Raw genomic sequence first — 19725 nt, forward strand, 5'->3', positions numbered from 1 at the left:
ATGGCATTAAAAGCGCAAAACACGATTTCAGGAAAAGAAGGCCGTTTATTTCTCGACGGAGAAGAGATGGCGCATATTAAAACCTTTGAAGCAAACGTGGAAAAAAACAAATCAGAAGTAAACATCATGGGCCGCCGCATGACGGGACATAAAACAACAGGCGCCAACGGAACGGGCACGGCAACATTCTATAAGGTCACATCCAAATTCGCCGTCCTTATGATGGATTACGTGAAAAAAGGCAGCGACCCGTATTTTACGCTGCAAGCCGTTCTTGACGACAAATCATCAGGCCGCGGAACAGAACGCGTCACCCTGTATGACGTCAACTTTGATTCTGCAAAAATCGCCGGACTGGACGTAGACTCAGAAGCCCTCGAAGAAGAAGTGCCGTTTACCTTTGAAGATTTCGATGTGCCGGAAAAGCTTTCTGAAACGTTTTAACCAGAATCATTGTGAGTGAAACAGGCCTTTTATAGGCCTGTTTTTTTATAAAAAAAAGAGTAAGGGAGTTTTCATCATGAGCGAAAAAAACGAACAAGTATATGATCTGTCATTCTTTATGCCGGGTAAAACAGTCGAGGCTGAGGAGATCCGGGTTCCGCTTTCAAAGCGTTTTGTCGATAAAAAAGGGAACATCGTGCCTTTTATTTTTAAAGCCATTACGACTGAGCGCATTGACGAACTGGAGAAGGAAAGCACGACATATAAAAATGTGAAGGGCAGAGGCCGCGTAAAAGACTTAGACAGCCAGCGCTTCTATGCGCGGATCGCGGTTGAATCTACGATTTACCCTGATTTCCGGTCTAAGGAGCTCCGCGACGCTTACAAAACGGCAGATCCGGTCGAGGTGGCAAAACGCGTTCTTTCAGTCGGCGGTGAGTATGCAAATTGGCTGAATAAAGCGATTGAGATCAATGGTTTTGAAGATGAATTAGAAGATCTGGAGCAAGAAGCAAAAAACTGATAAAAGATGGGAATAAGGAAGCCGTGTATCTCTATTACGCGATGCATGAGCTTCATTATTCTCCATCAGAACTGAAAGAGTTATATGAAGCACCGAGACATTTTAAGGCGCTGTTGTACGGTTTAATCGGTTACAAGCTGGACATTCTTGAAAAACAAGCGAAGAAAGGGGGAGCGACATCATGGCAAAGCTGACCGCCCGTTTTGAATTGGAAGATCGGGTTTCAAAGAAAATAAGGAAAATCCAAAATGGCTTCAGAGCGCTTGAGAAATACAGGAAAATGACAAAACGCCAAAGTGAAATTGATATACGCAAAGAGAGTAAATCTGTTTTAAGAACAATTGACCGCATCCAGCGCTCTATGAAAAGAAAGCTGGGCGCACAAATGATCTCTATTTCAGCTGAAGACGGAGCCAGTGCCGTCATTCAAAAGGTGCAAGCCCAATTAGCGGATCTGCCTGCGTCTTTAACCGTTAAAATAGGAGCAAAAGACAGCGCGACAGCGGCATTTGAGAGATTGCGGGATCTGGCTGCCGGTTTTAAAGGATTTACCGTTTCACTGTATGCGTCAGACGAAGTGACTCCTGCCATGGAACGTATCAAACGCTACATGCAATCTGCGTTAAAGAACGGGTACTCTGTCACTATACGCGTCATAGATCATGTCATGAAAACAGTCGGCCGAATTTCAGCGGGGATTGATTCGCTGACGGGGAAAAACAATGTCATTCAATTATCGTTAAACGAAAAGGTGACAGCACAGCTGGCTGCAATGCAAAAGAATATGCCGGACGTCGGAAAAGCTTCTGCATCTGCTGCTCCTGCTTCGCCGAAAAATGATTTTTCAATGCTTGACTCCATTGCAGACACCTTCATGAAAAAAGTCAATGATATCGCATCCAAATTTTATCCGGAAACAATCATAGCGGAACTGGATAAATTCGCTGCAAGCTTTATGAAGAAAGCGGACGAAATCGCGAGCAAATTCAGCCCGGAGACAATATTAGCAGAGCTGGATAAGTTCACGACCTCATTCATGGGGAAAGTGGATGAAATCGCAAGCAAATTCAGCCCGGCAACGATATTAGCCGAGCTGGACAAGTTCACAACCTCATTCATGGGAAAAGTGGACGAAATCGCGAGCAAATTCAGCCCGGAGACGATATTAGCAGAGCTGGACAAGTTCACGACCTCATTCATGGGAAAAGTGGACGAGATTGCGAGCAGATTCAGCCCGGCAACGATATTAGCCGAACTGGACAAGTTCACGACCTCATTCATGGGAAAAGTGGACGAAATCGCGAGCAAATTCAGCCCGGCAACGATATTAGCCGAACTGGACAAGTTCACGACGTCATTCATGGGGAAAGTGGACGAAATCGCGAGCAAATTCAGCCCGGCAACGATATTAGCCGAACTGGACAAGTTCACGACGTCATTCATGGGGAAAGTGGACGAGATTGCAAGCAAATTCAGCCCGCAAACGATATTAGCAGAGCTGGATAAGTTCACGACCTCATTCATGGGAAAAGCGGACGAGATTGCGAGCAAATTCAGCCCGGAGACGATATTAGCAGAGCTGGATAAGTTCACGACCTCATTCATGGGAAAAGCGGACGAGATTGCGAGCAAATTCAGCCCGGAGACGATATTAGCAGAGCTGGACAAGTTCACGACTTCATTCATGGGGAAAGTGGATGAAATCGCGAGCAAATTCAGCCCGGAGACGATATTAGCAGAGCTGGACAAATTCGCTGATTCGTTTATGAAAAAGGTAGACGGGGTCGTGAGTAAATTCAGTCCGGAAGCCATATTGAAAGAACTGGATAAATTCACTGATTCATTTATGAAAAAGGTTGATGACGTTGTCAGCAAATTCAGTCCGGAGACCATATTGAAAGAGCTGGATCATTTTACTGATTCGTTTATGAAGAAAGTCGACGACGTTGTCGGTAAATTCAGTCCTGATAAGCTAATTGACCGCGCCGAACAATTTGTAAATGACACGATTGACCGAATTTCTGAGAAATTCGATTTTCTCAATCCGGATAAGATTCTGGAAAAAGTGGAGCAGTTTACTTCCTCACTGTTCGGAGGCATTGATAAAAAGTTCGGCAAGTTCAGCCCTGATGCGATCATCGAAAAAGCCGAGGCATTTGTTGATAAAATTGTCAGCAAGATTGCCAAAAAATTTGAGAAATTCAGCCCGGACAAAATCATCGAAAAAGCCGGGGAATTAATAGAAAAAATATTTTCAGGAATTGCTGAAAAATTAGGCAAACTCAATATCGGCGGATTATTAGGAGGCGGCACGAAAAAAGAAAAGAGTAAGGGGAGCCTTTCTGCCGGCGGCACCAACAGCCCGAAGCGTCCTGAGCTGACAAAGGGTCCGCAGCGCACGGGACCATCACCGAAATCTTCAGGAAGGTCAGCCAAAAAAACCGGCGGGGCTTTGGGGGGCGGCTGCTGCTGTACCGGAGTGACGAGGGGCAAAAGCAGTAAAGTCGAAGGGCGGAATAAATCTTCGAAAAGAGGTTCCTCCGTAAAGGAAAGCAAACAGGCATCCGTAAACACGCCGAAAACAAAAGGGGCAGGTAAATGCATCGGCGGGCTTTTGAAAGGCTTAGGAGATTCAAAGGCGCTGAAAGGCGGTATGAAAGGGTTAAAAGGTGCCGCTAAAGGAATTCCCGGCATAGGTGAATTGTTATCACTTACTGATTTAGCCGGCATCAATAAAGATAATGCAGGAGAGAAGGTCGGCTCAGCAGGCGGCGGTCTTGCAGGAGCCGCGGCCGGAGCGGCAATCGGCAGCGTTGTTCCCGGAGTGGGCACATTAATCGGCGGCGCGGTAGGCGGCATCGCCGGCAGTTTAGGCGGTTCCAGCTTGGGAGAGGCCTTTGATTCAGGGGCTTTGAAAGACACATGGAATGATATTTCCGAAGCGGCGCAAAGTGCTTGGACAACAATACAAGATACTTGGGGAAGCGTTTCATCCTGGTTCATGGAAAATGTATGGACGCCGGTTTCATCAGCTGTCGCCGGAGTGGCGACAAGCATATGGTCAAATATCGTGAATGCGTGGACGACGATTCAAGGGATTTTCAGCACGGTGTCATCCTGGTTCATGGAGAATGTATGGACGCCGGTTTCATCAGCTGTCGCCGGAGTGGCGACAAGCATATGGTCAAATATCGTGAATGCGTGGACGACGATTCAAGGTGTCTTCAGCACAGTATCCGGCTGGTTTATGAGCACTGTCTGGGAGCCCGTAAAATCGGCTGTCGTCGGAGTAGCGACGTCCATTTGGAGTAAAATCACAGGAGCTTGGGATAAAATTAAATCTGTTTTCAGTACGGTATCCGGCTGGTTCATGGATATTGTCTGGAACCCGGTGAAAAACATGGTGGAAAAAGTCGGAAAAGGAATATCAGACGCTTTCACGACTGCTTTAGATACGGTAAAGGATATATGGAAAGGGTTAAGCGGCTGGTTTGAGAAACATATAAAAGAACCTCTTGTAAAAGTGGGAACAGCCATATCAGATGCTTTTTCTGCAGCATTCGACTGGGTGAAAAAGATTTGGGATAAAACCGGCGGCAAATTGATTTCAGGCGTAATGGACTTTGTCACAGGAGGCGGCGGAGATAAAAAGAAAAAAACGGACAAAAACGCCACGGGCGGCTACATTACAAAGCCGACCATTTCCTGGATCGGTGAAGCCGGTAAAGAATTTGTCATCCCCGTCGACAACAATCGCGGCCGCGGGAAGATGCTGCTTTCACAAGCTGCGTCTAAGCTCGGCATGCGTGTTGTCGATGATATGGGCGCGGCTTCGGCTCAGTCTTCCGCTGTGCCGGCGGGAGCGGGCGGTGTTTCTTCTTCGGCGTCTGTATCGGCCGCTGCGTCTGTGGATGCTTCCGGATTTGCGGGGACGGCTTCATCACTCGGCAAACAGTTTACTGAAGGCTTTGACAGCGGAATCAGCAATAAAGCGGTGGATATGGACGGCTGGAAGGAGAAAAACATCGGAACGCCGTTTAACGCCCTTATTTCGTCTTCGCCCGATTACGGAAAGCAAGTCGCTGCGGGCTATGCCAAAGGTCAGAATACATCGCCGACGGGCACCGATTCGTTTTTAAAAACAAAGGTGAAAACACCTTATCAATCGGCGGTTAATCAATCGTCATCATGGGGCGCCGCCACAGTGAAAGGTTATTCGGCCGGACAGAATGCAAAAGATACGGGAACGTCGCAATACGTAAGCGCACATATCAATAAACCGTTTGTTCAATCAAGAGATTCCGCGAACGGCTGGGGGTCAGGCCTGATCGGACACTTCGTATCAGGGATGACTGCAAAAGGAAGCGAAGTCAAACAGGCGGCCAAAGATATGGCCAAAAAAGTCGAGGACGCATTCAGGGAAGAGCTTGATATTCACTCTCCTTCCCGTGTCATGATGAGTCTCGGACGCTTTGCTTCAGTCGGCGTCGTCAAAGGTCTCAGCTCAGTTGACGTGAAAAAATATGCGGAAAAACAGGCAGGCTCGCTTGCAGCAGCCTTTTCCGGCATGGGTGCAGCGGAAGGAAGCGTCAAAGAATGGCTTTTGGCCGCAATGAAAGCAACCAATACGCCGATCAGCTGGCTTCCGGGATTAATGACGATCGCACAGCATGAGTCAGGCGGCAACCCTAATTCCATTAATCTATGGGACAGCAACGCCAAAGCCGGACACCCGTCACAGGGGCTTATGCAGACGATTCCGAGCACCTTTGAAGATCACAAAGCGCCGGGCATGAATGATATCAGAAATCCAATCCACAACGCCGCTGCCGCTATCGGCTATATTAAAAGCCGATACGGCTCGATCAGCAATGTCCCCGGGATTAAAAGTATGGCTCATGGCGGCCCTTACGTCGGTTATGCCAATGGGGGTCTGATTACCAAGGAGCAGATCGCCCGTGTCGGCGAAGGGAACAAACGGGAGTGGATCATCCCTGAAGAGCGGGGCATCCGCGGCCGTTATCTGCTGCAAAAAGCGGCTCAGGCGCTCGGCATGGAAGTGTCCGATCCGTCCCGGACGGAACCGGCGGCGCTTTCAGCCGGCACGGTTTCCGCAGCCGTTAAAGGCGGCGGCCAAACCGTTCAAAAAACGGGAACAAAAGAAATTAAAATCGAATTCAGCGGCGATCAGCATTTCTATAACGGACAGGACGCCGACAGCCTCGCCGCCAAAATCAAACAGGCGCTGATTGATGAACTGCAAAAAGACATTTATACCGGAGCAAAGGGGGCCGTTGCTTTTGACTAAATCTGTTTACGAATTTTGGCTGTCTCAAGGGAAGGACAAGCTCCGGCTTCCCGTTCTCCCTGAAGCGATTGATATCGCTAACAGCGTGCAGAATGATTCCGTGAAAATCACCGGACTTGGAGAGGTGACGTTTATCGAAGAACCGGGAGCGAAAGAAATTTCGTTCTCTTCTTTTTTTCCGAAACGGTACAGCCCGATTGCCGAATATCAAAGCATCCCTTCACCGGAAAAAGCCATTTCAGCCATTGAAGCATGGATGAAAGCGAAAAAACCCGTTCAGTTTTTGATTACAGGGACAAAAATCAATGTCACATGCAGCATTGAAAGCTTTAATTACAGCGAAGGTGACAATGAAATCGGCGACCGGAATTTTGATATCGTACTGAAAGAATATAAAACCGCTTCGCCAAGAAAAATCAAACAAAAGAAAAAAACGAAAGCGAAGCGCCCGTCCAAAGCTTCACCCAAAACATATACCGTCAAAAAAGGGGATACGCTTTGGGACATCGCCGGCAAGTTTTACGGAAAACACACGGAGTGGCGGAAAATCTGGAACGCGAATAAAACCGCCATGATTAAGCGCAGCAAACGGAATATCCGGCAGCCGGGGCATTGGATCTTCCCGGGGCAGAAGCTGAAGATACCGCAATGAAACGGGTGAAAAGATGATTGAACTATTTGTCATAAAAGAAACGGTGTGGCTCGAGCTTGTCACAGAAAGCGTAACGCTGGAAGGACACAGATATCAGGCGCCCCGCTCCATCGAAGCGACGATTGTCGTAAAGCAGGGCAGCCAGACGTATTACGGCGTATCAGAAGGGGATACGGTTTTGTTCAAATGGAACGGAAAAGAGCTGTTCCGCGGCATTGTTTTTGCAAGAACGCCCGATGAGCATACCGTCGCCTTCACCGCATACGATATGCTCCAATACCTTGTGAAAAACCAGGACGTTTACGTGTTTTCCAACAAGCGCGCTGATCAAATATTAAAAAGGATCGCCAGCGATTTTCAAATTCCCGTCACATCCATTGCCAACACAGGCCATACCATTAAATCACTCGTTTTTAAAAATGATACAAGCCTTTACGATATGATGCTAAAAGCGTTAAAGCAGACAAAAAGCCAGACGGGGCGCAATTATCAGCTCTATTCAGAAAAAGGCAGGCTCGGCTTGCGTGAATGGCCGGAGCCGTCTGACATATGGGTGCTGGAAACAGGAGTTAATATTACAGGGTATCAATACAGCACCTCAATTGATGACACCGCAACCCGTGTCGTCATGCGGCTGCAAAAAGACAATAAAACGATAAAGGCTTCCGCCTCAGACAGCGCCGGCATGAAAACATTCGGCGTTTTGCAGTATACCGAAACGGTTTCTGACGACATTAACGAAGCCCAGCTGAAACAGCGCGCAAAAGTGAAGCAGGCTGAGAAAAAAGGCATTAAGAAAGAGCTGAAAAATATACAGGCGATCGGTATTCCTGGGTTGGAAAGCGGATTGCCCGTCTATATTTCAATTCCGGAAATCGGGCTGAAGAAAACCTATTATGTAGATACGGACCGCCATGAATTCCAAGGAACAAAACATACCATGACGATTGACGTCACGGAGAAAAATTCACTTCCGGAGGGGACAGCCTGATGAGATTAAGTGATGCCATTAAACATTTAGCCGTCGGAGCGGTTGACGCCGAAGCGCCGGTGGAGCTGATGCCGGCCGAAGTGACCTCCGTTTCGCCGCTCGAGCTGAAACTGAAAGATCACGACAAACTTTTGATTCCGTCTGATGCACTCATTGTGCCGAAGCGGCTGAGATCCGGAGAAGATGATCAGCTCCAGGCGGGAGATCGGGTGATGACCGCCGCTTTAACAGGAGGACAGTCTTTCTTTGTACTGGACAAAATTTAACCGGCATCCGGACGGAGATATACGGGAATATCAGCCTATTAAAGCCGCTTCATCTGCCGAAGAGGGCTTTTTTACATGAACAAATCTAAAAGGAGCGGGTGCAATGGCCCTGACACCGGAAATCGAATTTGAAGATTTGGAGGATGCGAGTGAGGCTGTTGAGACTTCACAAACCTACCGAATTGACTTTGAAAACAACCGGATTACCAATGAACTGATAAACGGACTGGACGCAATCAGACAATTCGTCTATATCGCTCTTCACACAGAACGGTATTCATATTCGGTTTTCAGCCATGATATCGGAAACGAACTTCAGGAAGTGCTTTCAGATCAGAACACGACGGATGCTTATAAAAAAATGGAGATTCCAAGACTGATAGAAGAAGCCTTGCTGTATGATGACCGTATTTTGGCCGTTACCAATTTTGAGATTGAGAAAAAAGATGATGCCTTCATCGTCTCTTTTACCGTTGAAACTGATGAGGGCATGCTTGAGATAGAGGAGGTGCTGGGTGAGGATGTTTGAAGCTCAGACGTTTGACGACATTATGGACAGAATGCTGGCGCGCGTTACGGCGGATATTGATACGAGAGAAGGCAGCGTCATTTACAATGCGCTCGCGCCTGCGGCCGCTGAGCTCGCAAAGTCTTATATTTGGCTGGATACCGTGCTGGAGCTCGTGTTTTCCGATACGGCTCAGGGTGAATTTCTGGACAGGCGTGCTGCTGAGGCGGGAATTGAACGAACACCTGCCACTAAAGCGGTTAGAGCCGGAGAATTCACAGCGGGCATCACCATTCCGCCAGGCTCCCGTTTCTTCGTTGATAACCTGTATTTTCAATATACGGGGGATGGAACGCTTGAATGTGAAACAGCCGGTGAAGCGGGCAATGCCGGCATTTCGGGGCAGAACCTGCTGCCGCTTGATACGATACCCGGGCTTGAGAAAGCAGTCATGCGCGATATATTAATTCCCGGCCGTGAGGAAGAAGATGACAACAGCTTAAGGGCGCGCTATTTTACCCGTGTCCGCCGGGAGGCAGTCAGCGCAAATAAACAGCATTATAAACAATGGGCCGAAGAGGTTGACGGCGTCGGCAGGGCAAAAATCTTCCCGCTTTGGAACGGAGACGGAACAGTGAAAGTTGTCATCACAAATGCGAATTTGGAACCGGCATCAGATATTCTGATCAAAAAAGTAAAGGATTATATTGATCCGGACGAAGGGCAGGGAGAAGGACAGGCGCCGATCGGAGCGGCAGTAACGGTGGAAAGCGCCGTATGGAAGGAAATCGAAATCTCCGCTTCCGTGCTGCCTGAGCTGAACAGCTCGATCGATGACGTAAAAGCGGAGATTGAAAAAGGCGTACTGAATTTATTCAAGAAAATGGCCTTTGAAGAAAACACCGTCCGTTTATCACAAATTAACAACATCGTTTATAACTCGGCATCCGTCAGTGACTACGCCGATATTAAAATGAACGGTGCGGCAGAAAACCTCGTGCTCAGTGACGTGGAAATTCCTAAACTCAAAGAGGTGAAAATCCTTGAGCAGACTCGATGAGATGACGGCGTACCTCCCGCCGTTTTTAACCCGATTAAAAGAGATGGCACAACTGCTTATGGCGGAAGCTCCTGAGTTTGAGCGGCAGAATAACGATATTTTCGATTTGACGGATCAGCTCTTTATCACGACGGCGACATGGGGGCTTGACCGCTGGGAAAAAATATTAAAAATACCGCGGGAATCAGGTGACACGGAGGATATGAGACGGCTCAGGCTGATCTCGAAGATGTCGAATATTCCGCCCATCACACATCAAGCGATCGAGCAGGCGCTAAACCGTTTTTTAAAACATCCGTCAGCTTATGTTCGGATGTTTCCGGGGCAGTATCGTTTTTATGCCGATATCGGGCTTGATGACCTGCAGCACATGAACGAGCTGATTGAAACGCTTGAAAAAATCAAACCCGCTCATTTGGCGTATACACTGAGAGCCGCATTAAACGAAACACTGGAAATCAAAGACCGGGTCATTCTCAACAATCGGAGATACCGAAAAGTCAGTGAACTGAAGGTCGGTTATTCCGTCACACTCAACAATAACGAGGTGGTCTTACCATGATATCAGCCGCTTACAGACAGCGTGCCGCAGCCGATCTGAAAAACAGGATCACAAAAGTGCTGTTAAACGGCAAAGAAACTCCGATTGCGGACATTTCCGTAAAAGATGCCGCAGTCACCGTTCTCACACGCAGGGAAGAAGACGTCAAACACATTGAAACCGTGCAGATGCTTGACGAAACAGGAAGCGTCATTACAGAACGAAAAACAAATTTAGATCTCAGCAATAACAGAACGCTTGATTTAAGATTTACCTTTGAGGTGGTGTAACGATGGCTTACGAAGAAAAAACAGACTGGCTTCCGGACGATCCGATTAATGAAGATGACGTCAACCGCTGGGAAAAAGGCATAAAAGACGCCCACACGGATCTGGCGGCCCATAAAAACGACATGAATAACCCGCACAAAACGACAAAGGCGCAAATCGGCCTCGGAAACGTGGACAATGTCCAGCAGGCAGCAAAGAAAGATTTTGACCGGCACAATCAAGATCTGGACCGGCATGTGACGAAAGAAGAGCGCCAGAAGTGGAATAACGGGCAATTGTCTAAAATCACAAAAGATGATGGCTCCGCTTTTATTAATATCTCTGACGGACAGGATTTTCATCAGACCGCTGCCAGCCAGAATAAGACCTTTACTTTCTCAGCAGCTGCAACCGGAATAAATACCCCGCCTAAACCGTCAGAGGGTATATACCTTTATTCTTCAAAGAATAACGGAGAGGCGGCCGCTTTCTCAGATGACGGGGGATTTTGGAGAAAAACGCTGAAAAACGGCATCTGGACGGAATGGATGCCATTTGAAACAGCTGCCGGAGCACAAGCAAAACTAAATGAGCATGCCGACAAAACAGATCTTCATGTAACCAAGTCTGACAAAGACAAATGGAATGCAGGGCAGTTATTCAATCTGACTGACAATGACGGGAATGCTAAAACGGTAACAGAAACAAACTTAGACAATATAAAAACGTCCGGCATCTACTATATATCAGTTCAGCATACAGAAAATAAGCCTGCGGAATACGGACAATTAATTGTCATGCAAAGAACCCGCGGAGCATCACCGACTTTTGTCCAAATGTTTATAGACACAGTGACCGCCGGAAATCCCATATACGTCCGAAGTTTCAGCACTAAAGGCGTATGGTCGGAATGGAGCCAACAAGAAACAGATTCAGGCTCTCAAGCAAAAGTAGAGGCTCACGCCAATAAAAAAGACATTCATGTCACACAGGCGGATAAAGATATGTGGAACGGCGCACAGCTTTCGAAAATAACAAACGATAACGGCGGCTATCTTCTGACAATTGGTGATGATGATAACTTTCTTGAAAAAATCGTTAAAAACGGCAGGGCGTTCGGCACCTTTTATTCAACCGGCAAAGCGGCAAACAGTCCGAGCAACGCTTCAACCCGCGGCATGTTTCATTTTACCTCTCTTGACAGTGAGGGGAAAGGAACGTTTGGGTATGTCATTGCCGTCGATTATAAAAATAATATGTTCACGAACTATTTGGATTTGAACTTGGGCTGGCAGGGCTGGCGTCGCCTCGTTACTGAACTTGATACTGAGAATGTACCTTGGATAAATGTTCCTTATAAAAATGGCGCTAAATCAGGAGACAGGCCGCTTCAATACCGTAAAGTGGGAAACACCCTTCACCTGAACGGACACGTTCTTACGGACAGAGAAGTGGTATTCGGGAGTGTGCCGTCCTCTTGTGCGCCGGCCAAAGGCGTTGTGACAATGGTTGCAGCCAGCGGCACCACCGGTTACAGCAAATTTATAATCTATTCTAATGGAGATATGAAGCTGACGGGAATTATGGCCAATATAGAAAATAACGTGAACGGCTATTATATTGACCTTGTTTTGGCACTCACGTAAAGGAGCGAGAATATGAAATTAATATTTCCGTATGACAATGACAACATTTATACAGGCACTCCGGTTGAGCTTTATCCGGATTCTAAGACAGGAGATTATGTGATGCCGCCTAACGCTGCGGACTTACCGCCGGAAATAAAAGGCGAAGGGATGTGGCGCCCATTTTTTGATGAAGAGAAACAAGAATGGGTGGAAACCGCTGACGAAGCATATAAAGAGAGCTTAAAAAAAGATACGGCTCCCGATTCAAACCAGCTTGCAGGCCTCGGCGGACAGCTGGCGAATGAGAAATTGGCCAGAAAAGCAGCCGAACAAGCGCAACAGTCACTCGGCAGGCAATTAGCGTCTTTAAAACTGGAACTCTTAAACGTAAAAGGAGAATGAAAAAAATGAAAAAACTTAACTTTTGGGTTTACGCCTTGTTTTATGAGTGGGCCTCAACAGAAATGGTAAAACAGGCTATGGGCTATGATGACTGCTCTGCCGAAGATCTGGCTGAAGGTGTGGCCGCGAAGTATATCACGCCTGAGGAATTTCAAGAAATAACGGGTGAAACATACGAAAACTATAAAAATGCTGTGTCATAAGCCAAACGGCTTTTTTTATTTGTCATTTTTAATAAATGAGAAAAGGAGGACGGCCGATGAAAAAGCATTCATTTGAATTTCCCGCCGATCAACTTGGCAGGCCCGGCGCCGTAAAAGCTTATCGCGGTAACAAAAACGATTATGTCACACCGGTTGCTGATTTGTCCGGAATGGCAGAGCTTCTTACCAATACGCCGCTAGAAGCGATTGAAGTCTACAGCCAATTCGGACAAGACCGTTTAGGAGCCGTCTTAATAAACAGAGCACAGGGGTGGGCTTATTCGGACCGCAGCGGAACTCTTTTTATCGAAGAGAGCGAGGATAACAATTCGTGGACAGCTTCACATTCTGTCGCAGTAAAAGGCGGAGTGCAGACCGCTTCGGGGTGGGTCAGCCTGACAAAAAGATATTACCGGTTCCGTTTTGAAAATGGAAATCAAAAGCAGTCCGAATTTGTTTTATACCAATCTGTCGGTACGGGCGGTGATATGGCATTTTCATATACAGACGTGATTTTTCATGAAAATGCAGCAGAGGCGGGCGAGGGAAGCATCTTCTCAGCAGGCGCTTGGAAAAAACTTCTCGTCGAAATCACCGGCACGGCTGAGTCGGGCCATGTCGCGTTTTGGGGGAGATCCATCTCGGGAAAAAATGTGCCGATCAGAGGAATCAGGTCTGATGACGGGACATCAGCCGCCGGTACGTCAGGCACAGAAGAAGTGTGGGCATTTGATATTGCCGGCTTTAAGGAAATCGTCATGGAAATCAAGAGCATTTCCGGCGGGAGCCTTTCTGTCAAAGGCACGGCATTTTCTTAAGAATGAAGCTTCCGAAGGGAGGTGAGAACAATGTAAGAGGAGGGAGCGGAAGTGCTTCTGGATGAACAAGCGGTGCAAAAAGAATTCGCAGGCATCAAAGGTGAACAAAAGGTGCTTGAACAGCGGGTAGCCGCATTAGAGCGGGTATCAGACCGGCAGGATCAGCAAATCATGACGCTGAATGAAAAACTGAACAAAATTGACGAAAACACAACATGGATTAAGCGGACCATTACAGGAGCGATCGTGACAGCAATCTGCACGGGCGTCATTGGCGGAGCCATCGCCATCATGTACAATCTGCTGCAAAAGTAAGGGGGAAACCGATATGAAATTCGCGGACAAAGGCACGGTCGTCAGGACGGTGCTTCTTTTGCTTGCTTTATTGAATCAAACTTTGCTGATGTTCGGCAAATCGCCGCTGAATATTCAGGAGGACCAGGTCAGCCAGCTTGCAGATACGCTGTATGCCGCCGGGTCGGCCGTTTTTACAATCATAACGACTGCCGCCGCCTGGTTTAAAAACAATTATGTTACAGCAAAAGGGAAAAAACAGCAGGCTTTATTAAAAATAAACAATTTATCGAAATAGGAGAGATGAGAATATGGTAAAAATCACACAGGATTTTATCCCGGCAGGAAACAATAACCGCCCAGGCTATGCAATGACACCGATTTACATTACGGTGCACAATACAGCCAATACCGCAGTCGGAGCTAACGCCAAAAGTCACGCAAGCTATGTGAAAAATCCCGATACACCGACAAGCTGGCATTTCACAGTCGATGATACGGAAATTTATCAGCATCTTCCGCTGAACGAAAACGGCTGGCATGCCGGTGACGGAAACGGGGACGGCAACCGTAAATCCATCGGTATTGAAATTTGTGAAAACGCTGACGGCAACTTTTCACAGGCTGTGGCAAACGCCCAATGGCTCATCCGCACATTAATGACGTCGCACGGCATCCCGCTTGCGAATGTCGTTGCGCACAAGCATTGGTCAGGAAAGCTTTGTCCGAGAAGACTGCTGGATACATGGGATGAGTTTAAAGCGGGAATCGGTTCTGAGGAAAGACAGACGTATACCGTCCAAAAAGGAGATACGCTGTCGGCGATCGCGCGGAAATTCGGCGTCAGCGTGGCCGATCTGCAGAAATGGAATAACATCGCTGACCCGAACTTGATTAAAGTCGGACAAGTGCTGATCGTCAGCCCGCCGGTTGAAGCACTGTATTCTCTTCCGGACGAGGTGATCAAGCTGACAGAGCCGTACACGTCCGGTGAAAAGGTATACCAGGTGCAGAACGCGCTCGCCGCGCTTTATTTCTATCCTGAAAAAGGAGCTGTCAATAACGGCATTGACGGTATCTACGGTCCGAAAACGGCAGATGCCGTGGCCCGCTTCCAATCTGTAAACGGACTGACGTCTGACGGCGTCTACGGTCCCGCTGTAAAAGCGAAAATTCTGATGCAGCTTTAACAAAAAAAGCTGAGTCCCGTTCACATTGCGGGATTCAGCCTTTTTTCTTTTTTAACCGGTTCAATAACCCGAGATTCCTCGCCCGCATCCTCAGCGAATAAGCGGAAAGCCCGAAGCGTCCGTAATCCACAAACTTTACGCGTCTGACAATTTTCTTCACATCATCACCTGTCGCATCTCTTTGTTGGTTTTATTATATGAAAGATATGGAAAAAAGGAATAAGGACAAGAGCCGTGTCTCCTGTCCTTAGTGTAATCAAGCTTTTTTTTGTTTATACTTGTCAATCAGCCGCTCGTTTTCTTTGAAAATTCTGGCGGTATGAGGGCTGACCTGGTAACTTGCGATACTTGTCATTGAACGTTTTTTAAACATTTTGAACGGTTTCGCTCTTTGTTCCGGCTGCCCGTTTTGAAATGCCTGCTCCATTTAACCGTCACCTTCCTCTTCTATTGGCAGCATTAAATCATAAATGCTCGTTAGCGATGTGAAAAGCAAATAATCGAATTCCGTCAACAGGTTTTCCGACGTGAGTTTGATCACGTAATGGCGGTCCTGGACTGTAAACGGAATAAGCACAAGCCTGCCTTTTTGATCATAGTAGACGTCTTTACGGTTAAGACGGGACTGAACGTCCGCCGCATCAGGCATATGCTCCGTCAAGCGGTCCTTATCCGATTGTGCGGAATAGTCGCACAAGGAAGCCGTGACATTCATTTTTTCTCCATAAGCGGCCAGCAGTCTGCTGATGCCTTCCGCATAAGCTTCTGTACTTCCATAATATACATGGATCGGTTCATTTTTCAACAGATATTGATAGGTTTTCAGTTTTTCAAGATAGGAGTGAAGCATTTCGTTATTTTCTTCTAAAATTTCCCGCGTATCCGTCTCTAATTCATTGCCGGCGAGCTTTTTGATATACGCGCTCAAAAAGATAAACGCATCAATAAGGGCAAAGCAGACGGCAACAATCAAATATTGTCTCCATGCGGCAAAGAGCGATTCGGGATCATATGTCCAATAGACCATGGCGCCTACTACAAATAGTAAATACCACGTTTTACGGATGGCAAACATTTTTTCTTTTACCTTTGCTTCATACCGCCAGGATGCGTACACATATAAAATGAGTGCGGCCGCCATCGTCCACACCATGATCTGAAAAAACAAAAGCATGAGCATCCCTCACAATTCGAAAAATGGTCTGCTATGTTCATTCTATGTCATGACATCATTTTCCTGTCACAAAAAAAACCGCTTCTGTAAAGAAGCGGATGTCATCAGAAAAAGAGATCTAAGATGAAAAAGGCGATGGCGCCGAGTGTACCTGCAATCGGCAGGGTGATGACCCATGTAATAAGCATCCGTTTAGCCGTTCCCCAGTTTACGCCTTTTACGCGGTGGGAAGCGCCCACACCGAGAATGGAAGACGAAATGACGTGCGTCGTGCTGACAGGGAGATGAATAAACGTGGCCCCGAAAATAATGGCTGCGCCGGTTAAGTCGGCAGATACGCCGTTTACCGGACGGATTTTCATAATTTTTCCGCCGACGGTTTTAATGATTTTCCAGCCGCCGATGGATGTGCCGAGACCCATTGCCAGGGCGCAAGAGAGCTGCACCCAAAAAGGAATGGCATCACTTTTATGTAAATTGGCCGTCATAAGCGCCATCGTAATGATACCCATCGCTTTTTGCGCGTCGTTTGTTCCGTGTGTATAGGATTGAATGGCAGCCGTCAAAATCTGCACTCTGCGGAAGCGTTTATTTGTTTTCGCCAGATTGCTGTCTTTAAAAATCAGCTTCACGATCGAATATACGATAAAGCCGAGAACAAAGGCGATAATCGGCGATAAAATAAGTGCTTCGATAATCTTAATGAACCCTTTATAATTAAGCGTCGCAAAACCTGACGCTGCAATGGCCGCTCCGGCGATCGCTCCGATAATCGCATGTGAAGAGCTGCTCGGAATGCCGAAATACCATGTGATCAAGTTCCAGGCGATTGCGGCGAGTAGAGCCGCCAGAATGACAACTGACCCGTTGTCTAATGTATAAGGATTCACAATGTCCTTCGTAATGGTTTTCGCCACACCGGTAAATGTCATCGCTCCGAGAAAGTTCATGATGGCGGCCATGACGATTGCGTGCCGCGGCTTCAGCGCTTTTGTCGAAACTGAGGTGGCGATTGCGTTTGCGGTATCGTGAAATCCGTTAATGAAGTCAAATACCAAAGCGCATATGACAATTAATATCGTTAAAAGTAATAGAGTATCCATTATAACCCCTCGTTACGCGTTTTTCATAATAATGGTTTCAAGGTTATTGGCAACGCTTTGGCAAGAGTCGGCAATTTCCTCAAGCGTTTCGTAAATCTCGCGGTACTGAATCACTTTAATCGGATCGGTTTCTGTGCCGAACAGATTTTTTAATGATTTACGGTGCAGGTTATCACAGCTGTGCTCGTATTCCTTAATTTTAATGGCGTGAGGGTGAATGTCCTTCAATCGGTTTTCTGCAAGCAGCTCAATCGTGATTAAAATTTCCTTCGCGCACTCTCTGATGTATCCGCTGAACTTATCGATATGCTCATCTGAAGAAGTGATCGAGAAAATCTCCATCATTGCTGAAAAATGTTCGATTCCGTCAAGCACGTCATCGAGGCTGTTTGTCAGCTCAAGGATGTCTTCACGTTCAATGGGAGTGATAAAAGCTTTGTTCAGCTCTTTAATCATGACATGAACATGATTATCTCCTTTTGTTTCAAACTCTTTTAACGTATCGGCAAATTCCTTTAAAGTCGTCTGGTTCGTCACTTTAAAGTTGACAAAGTATTCTGCGGTTTCGTCTATGTTTTTTGCGATTTCTGTTAAAAGGAGTGAGAACTTATCTTTTTTTCTTTTTATCATTAAAAACCCTCCATTGTTTGAATGAGACAATGCACACATCAAATTATTATATAGCCTTTTGTCGAAAAAAAACAGATAAAGTCGAAAAAAACGCCTCTTGATTTTTTCGTAAAAACGTGTCTCATCCTGTTTTTCTTATGTTACCCACTTCGCCAAAAAAACGTAACATACTTCGAATTCAGACATCTTGCTTAAAAAGTATAACAAAAGATGTGAATTTGCTGTCAACTTTTGCACGTGATTTTGCCAGAAAAAAAACGGCTCCCGTAAAAGGAACCGTTTTTGTCAGTTTTTTCTGCCGTTTTTCAGCCAAAAATAAAGCGGCAGCCCGGCGAGGCCGATCAAGAGGGACAGCGCGCAGCTCAGTGTATCTGTAATGATCGTGCTGATCAGCACAAACAGTGAACCCGCGATGGCCAAAACAGGAATGATCGGATACAAAGGCACGCTGTAGGCGCGCGGTTTTCCGCCGCTTTTTTTTCTGAGGATAAACACGGCGAAAAAAGCCATGACGTAAAAAATATAAATCATGAAAATAGAGATCTCAGACAGCTTATCGGGATTGCTGGCGATCATGAAAATAATGGCCAGCGCGATCTGAAATGACACGGCAATCCACGGGGTGCGGAATGTCGGATGCACCCGCGAAATCTGTCCGGCAAACGGCAGCTGTTTCCGTTCCGCCATCGCAAACGAGACACGCGGAAAAGCGAGAATCTTTCCGTTTAAACAGCCGAAGATGCTGACGATGATTCCGACGCTGATCAATTTTCCCCCGATGTCGCCAAAAAGCATTCCGGCAGCGGTGCCGGTCGCATTTTCACCGAGTTTGACGATGTCGGTCGCAGGAAGAATGTGCAGCAGCGCAAAGTTAATGAAAAGATAAATGGCGGTGACGACCAAGAGTCCGCCCGTCATCGCTCTCGGGAGCAGCTTTTCCGGATTTTTCATTTCGCCGCCGAGTGCCGCAAGCAGAATCCATCCGTCATAAGCAAACAAGGTGGCCAGTATGGCGGCGCCGAAATTCATTTCCGACATGCTGCTTGTGACGGCTGTGAAAATATGCTGATCGCCTTTCCAAAGGCCGAACACGATCATGCAGATAATCGGAATCAATTTGCCGACAGTCGTAATTCCCTGTACGATGCCGCCATATTTCGTTCCGATAATGTTAATGATGCTTAAAAACAAAACGGCTGAAATCCCGATTAATTTAGACCAGCCGGAATCCCAATTGAACAAGTGCGCCATCAAAGAGCCGAAATACAAGCCGATTGCTCCGATAATGGCGGGGCCGTAAATGATAATTTGAACCCATCCGCACAAAAAGCCCCAAAATTCGCCGTACACTTCTTCCAGATATGTATAAAGTCCGCCCGTTTTCGGAATCTGAGTGCCGATTTCCGCAACGGTCAAGCCGCCGGCAAGCGTCAAAATGCCTCCTAACAGCCACGCGATAAGCGCGGTTTTCGCATCACCGGAGTAGGCAAGCACGGCGCCTGGTTTCATAAATACGCCGGAACCGATGATGGTGCCGATAACAAGTGAGAGGGCGATGGTAAGGCCGATCTCTTTTTTAAGTCCATTCTCTTCAATCTGCATATCCTTTCCCTCCAGATGTAAAATCGTTATGCTGAAAAAACTATTTTCCATATTGTAAACCCTAATTGCTGAAACACGAATAAAATAAATTTTCTGATTTTGGTGTTTTGCCTAAAAGA

24 protein-coding genes are annotated in these 19725 nt (G+C 46.9%); 18 read left to right on the forward strand and 6 right to left on the reverse strand.

All coding sequences use genetic code 11. From position 1 onward, the window contains the following. The 18 genes from HAP68_RS06090 (at window position 1) to HAP68_RS06175 (ending at window position 15097) form a co-directional block, all read left to right on the forward strand. The gene (locus tag HAP68_RS06090; protein ID WP_003154837.1) at window positions 1-444 is read left to right on the forward strand and encodes a phage tail tube protein; all 444 of its coding nucleotides are present in this window, start codon (window positions 1-3) and stop codon (window positions 442-444) included. A gap of 76 nt (window positions 445-520) precedes the next feature. Next, window positions 521-967 (forward strand): phage tail assembly chaperone, encoded by a 447-nt coding sequence (locus HAP68_RS06095; protein WP_003154836.1) that lies wholly within the window; start codon window positions 521-523, stop codon window positions 965-967. Between the two features lie 41 nt (window positions 968-1008). Continuing rightward, window positions 1009-1161 carry a hypothetical protein gene (locus HAP68_RS06100; protein WP_015239684.1) on the forward strand — a complete coding sequence of 51 codons (153 nt, stop codon included), beginning with the start codon at window positions 1009-1011 and terminating at the stop codon, window positions 1159-1161. After that, on the forward strand, window positions 1149-6275 hold the full coding sequence (locus HAP68_RS06105; RefSeq protein WP_083058681.1) for a transglycosylase SLT domain-containing protein: 5127 nt from the start codon (window positions 1149-1151) through the stop codon (window positions 6273-6275). Before HAP68_RS06100 ends, HAP68_RS06105 begins: the two co-directional genes overlap by 13 nt. Then, complete coding sequence (locus tag HAP68_RS06110; RefSeq protein ID WP_024085190.1) at window positions 6268-6927, forward strand: LysM peptidoglycan-binding domain-containing protein; 660 nt, start codon at window positions 6268-6270, stop codon at window positions 6925-6927. The genes HAP68_RS06105 and HAP68_RS06110 overlap by 8 nt, the downstream gene beginning before the upstream one ends. Window positions 6928-6940: 13 nt before the next feature. Further along, window positions 6941-7918: an XkdQ/YqbQ family protein gene (locus HAP68_RS06115; RefSeq protein WP_024085191.1), complete on the forward strand. Its 978-nt coding sequence runs from the start codon at window positions 6941-6943 to the stop codon at window positions 7916-7918. Next, window positions 7918-8184, forward strand: a complete 267-nt coding sequence (locus HAP68_RS06120) for a DUF2577 family protein (RefSeq protein ID WP_007610818.1) — start codon at window positions 7918-7920, stop codon at window positions 8182-8184. Before HAP68_RS06115 ends, HAP68_RS06120 begins: the two co-directional genes overlap by 1 nt. Window positions 8185-8287: 103 nt before the next feature. Further along, window positions 8288-8713 (forward strand): DUF2634 domain-containing protein, encoded by a 426-nt coding sequence (locus HAP68_RS06125; RefSeq protein WP_003154825.1) that lies wholly within the window; start codon window positions 8288-8290, stop codon window positions 8711-8713. Next, the gene (locus HAP68_RS06130) at window positions 8706-9752 is read left to right on the forward strand and encodes a baseplate J/gp47 family protein (RefSeq protein WP_003154824.1); all 1047 of its coding nucleotides are present in this window, start codon (window positions 8706-8708) and stop codon (window positions 9750-9752) included. Before HAP68_RS06125 ends, HAP68_RS06130 begins: the two co-directional genes overlap by 8 nt. After that, window positions 9736-10314 (forward strand): YmfQ family protein, encoded by a 579-nt coding sequence (locus HAP68_RS06135; protein WP_003154823.1) that lies wholly within the window; start codon window positions 9736-9738, stop codon window positions 10312-10314. The genes HAP68_RS06130 and HAP68_RS06135 overlap by 17 nt, the downstream gene beginning before the upstream one ends. Beyond that, complete coding sequence (locus tag HAP68_RS06140) at window positions 10311-10583, forward strand: hypothetical protein (protein ID WP_003154822.1); 273 nt, start codon at window positions 10311-10313, stop codon at window positions 10581-10583. The genes HAP68_RS06135 and HAP68_RS06140 overlap by 4 nt, the downstream gene beginning before the upstream one ends. A 2-nt stretch (window positions 10584-10585) precedes the next feature. Next, window positions 10586-12208: a pyocin knob domain-containing protein gene (locus HAP68_RS06145; protein WP_024085192.1), complete on the forward strand. Its 1623-nt coding sequence runs from the start codon at window positions 10586-10588 to the stop codon at window positions 12206-12208. 12 nt (window positions 12209-12220) lie between these two features. Next, on the forward strand, window positions 12221-12592 hold the full coding sequence (locus tag HAP68_RS06150; RefSeq protein WP_024085193.1) for an XkdW family protein: 372 nt from the start codon (window positions 12221-12223) through the stop codon (window positions 12590-12592). A gap of 5 nt (window positions 12593-12597) precedes the next feature. Further along, on the forward strand, window positions 12598-12795 hold the full coding sequence (locus HAP68_RS06155) for an XkdX family protein (protein ID WP_003154819.1): 198 nt from the start codon (window positions 12598-12600) through the stop codon (window positions 12793-12795). 56 nt (window positions 12796-12851) lie between these two features. After that, entirely contained in the window at window positions 12852-13613 is a 762-nt protein-coding gene (locus tag HAP68_RS06160) for a hypothetical protein (protein WP_024085194.1), read from the forward strand. Window positions 13614-13664: 51 nt separating this feature from the next. Then, window positions 13665-13928, forward strand: a complete 264-nt coding sequence (locus tag HAP68_RS06165; protein ID WP_003154815.1) for a hemolysin XhlA family protein — start codon at window positions 13665-13667, stop codon at window positions 13926-13928. Between the two features lie 13 nt (window positions 13929-13941). Then, window positions 13942-14205 (forward strand): phage holin, encoded by a 264-nt coding sequence (locus HAP68_RS06170; RefSeq protein WP_003154813.1) that lies wholly within the window; start codon window positions 13942-13944, stop codon window positions 14203-14205. Window positions 14206-14218: 13 nt separating this feature from the next. Further along, the gene (locus HAP68_RS06175) at window positions 14219-15097 is read left to right on the forward strand and encodes an N-acetylmuramoyl-L-alanine amidase (RefSeq protein WP_024085195.1); all 879 of its coding nucleotides are present in this window, start codon (window positions 14219-14221) and stop codon (window positions 15095-15097) included. A 34-nt stretch (window positions 15098-15131) separates the two neighbouring features. On the opposite strand, the gene HAP68_RS19515 is transcribed toward HAP68_RS06175, so the two are convergent. From HAP68_RS19515 to HAP68_RS06200, 6 genes are all read right to left on the reverse strand, one after another. After that, window positions 15132-15257, reverse strand: a complete 126-nt coding sequence (locus HAP68_RS19515; RefSeq protein ID WP_003154809.1) for a hypothetical protein — start codon at window positions 15255-15257, stop codon at window positions 15132-15134. Between the two features lie 96 nt (window positions 15258-15353). Further along, a complete protein-coding gene (locus HAP68_RS06180; RefSeq protein WP_003154807.1) occupies window positions 15354-15524 on the reverse strand; it encodes a type II toxin-antitoxin system SpoIISB family antitoxin in 171 nt (56 codons plus the stop codon). Beyond that, window positions 15525-16271 carry a type II toxin-antitoxin system SpoIISA family toxin gene (locus HAP68_RS06185; RefSeq protein ID WP_003154806.1) on the reverse strand — a complete coding sequence of 249 codons (747 nt, stop codon included), beginning with the start codon at window positions 16269-16271 and terminating at the stop codon, window positions 15525-15527. 104 nt (window positions 16272-16375) lie between these two features. Next, on the reverse strand, window positions 16376-17374 hold the full coding sequence (locus HAP68_RS06190) for an inorganic phosphate transporter (protein ID WP_003154805.1): 999 nt from the start codon (window positions 17372-17374) through the stop codon (window positions 16376-16378). A 12-nt stretch (window positions 17375-17386) separates the two neighbouring features. After that, on the reverse strand, window positions 17387-18004 hold the full coding sequence (locus HAP68_RS06195) for a DUF47 domain-containing protein (protein WP_003154804.1): 618 nt from the start codon (window positions 18002-18004) through the stop codon (window positions 17387-17389). A gap of 285 nt (window positions 18005-18289) precedes the next feature. Beyond that, window positions 18290-19606 carry an APC family permease gene (locus tag HAP68_RS06200; RefSeq protein WP_003154801.1) on the reverse strand — a complete coding sequence of 439 codons (1317 nt, stop codon included), beginning with the start codon at window positions 19604-19606 and terminating at the stop codon, window positions 18290-18292. Window positions 19607-19725 lie beyond the last annotated feature (119 nt).

It is taken from the genome of Bacillus sp. Bvel1 (genome assembly GCF_014872755.1).
In the GTDB taxonomy this organism is placed as follows: Bacteria; Bacillota; Bacilli; order Bacillales; family Bacillaceae; genus Bacillus; species Bacillus velezensis.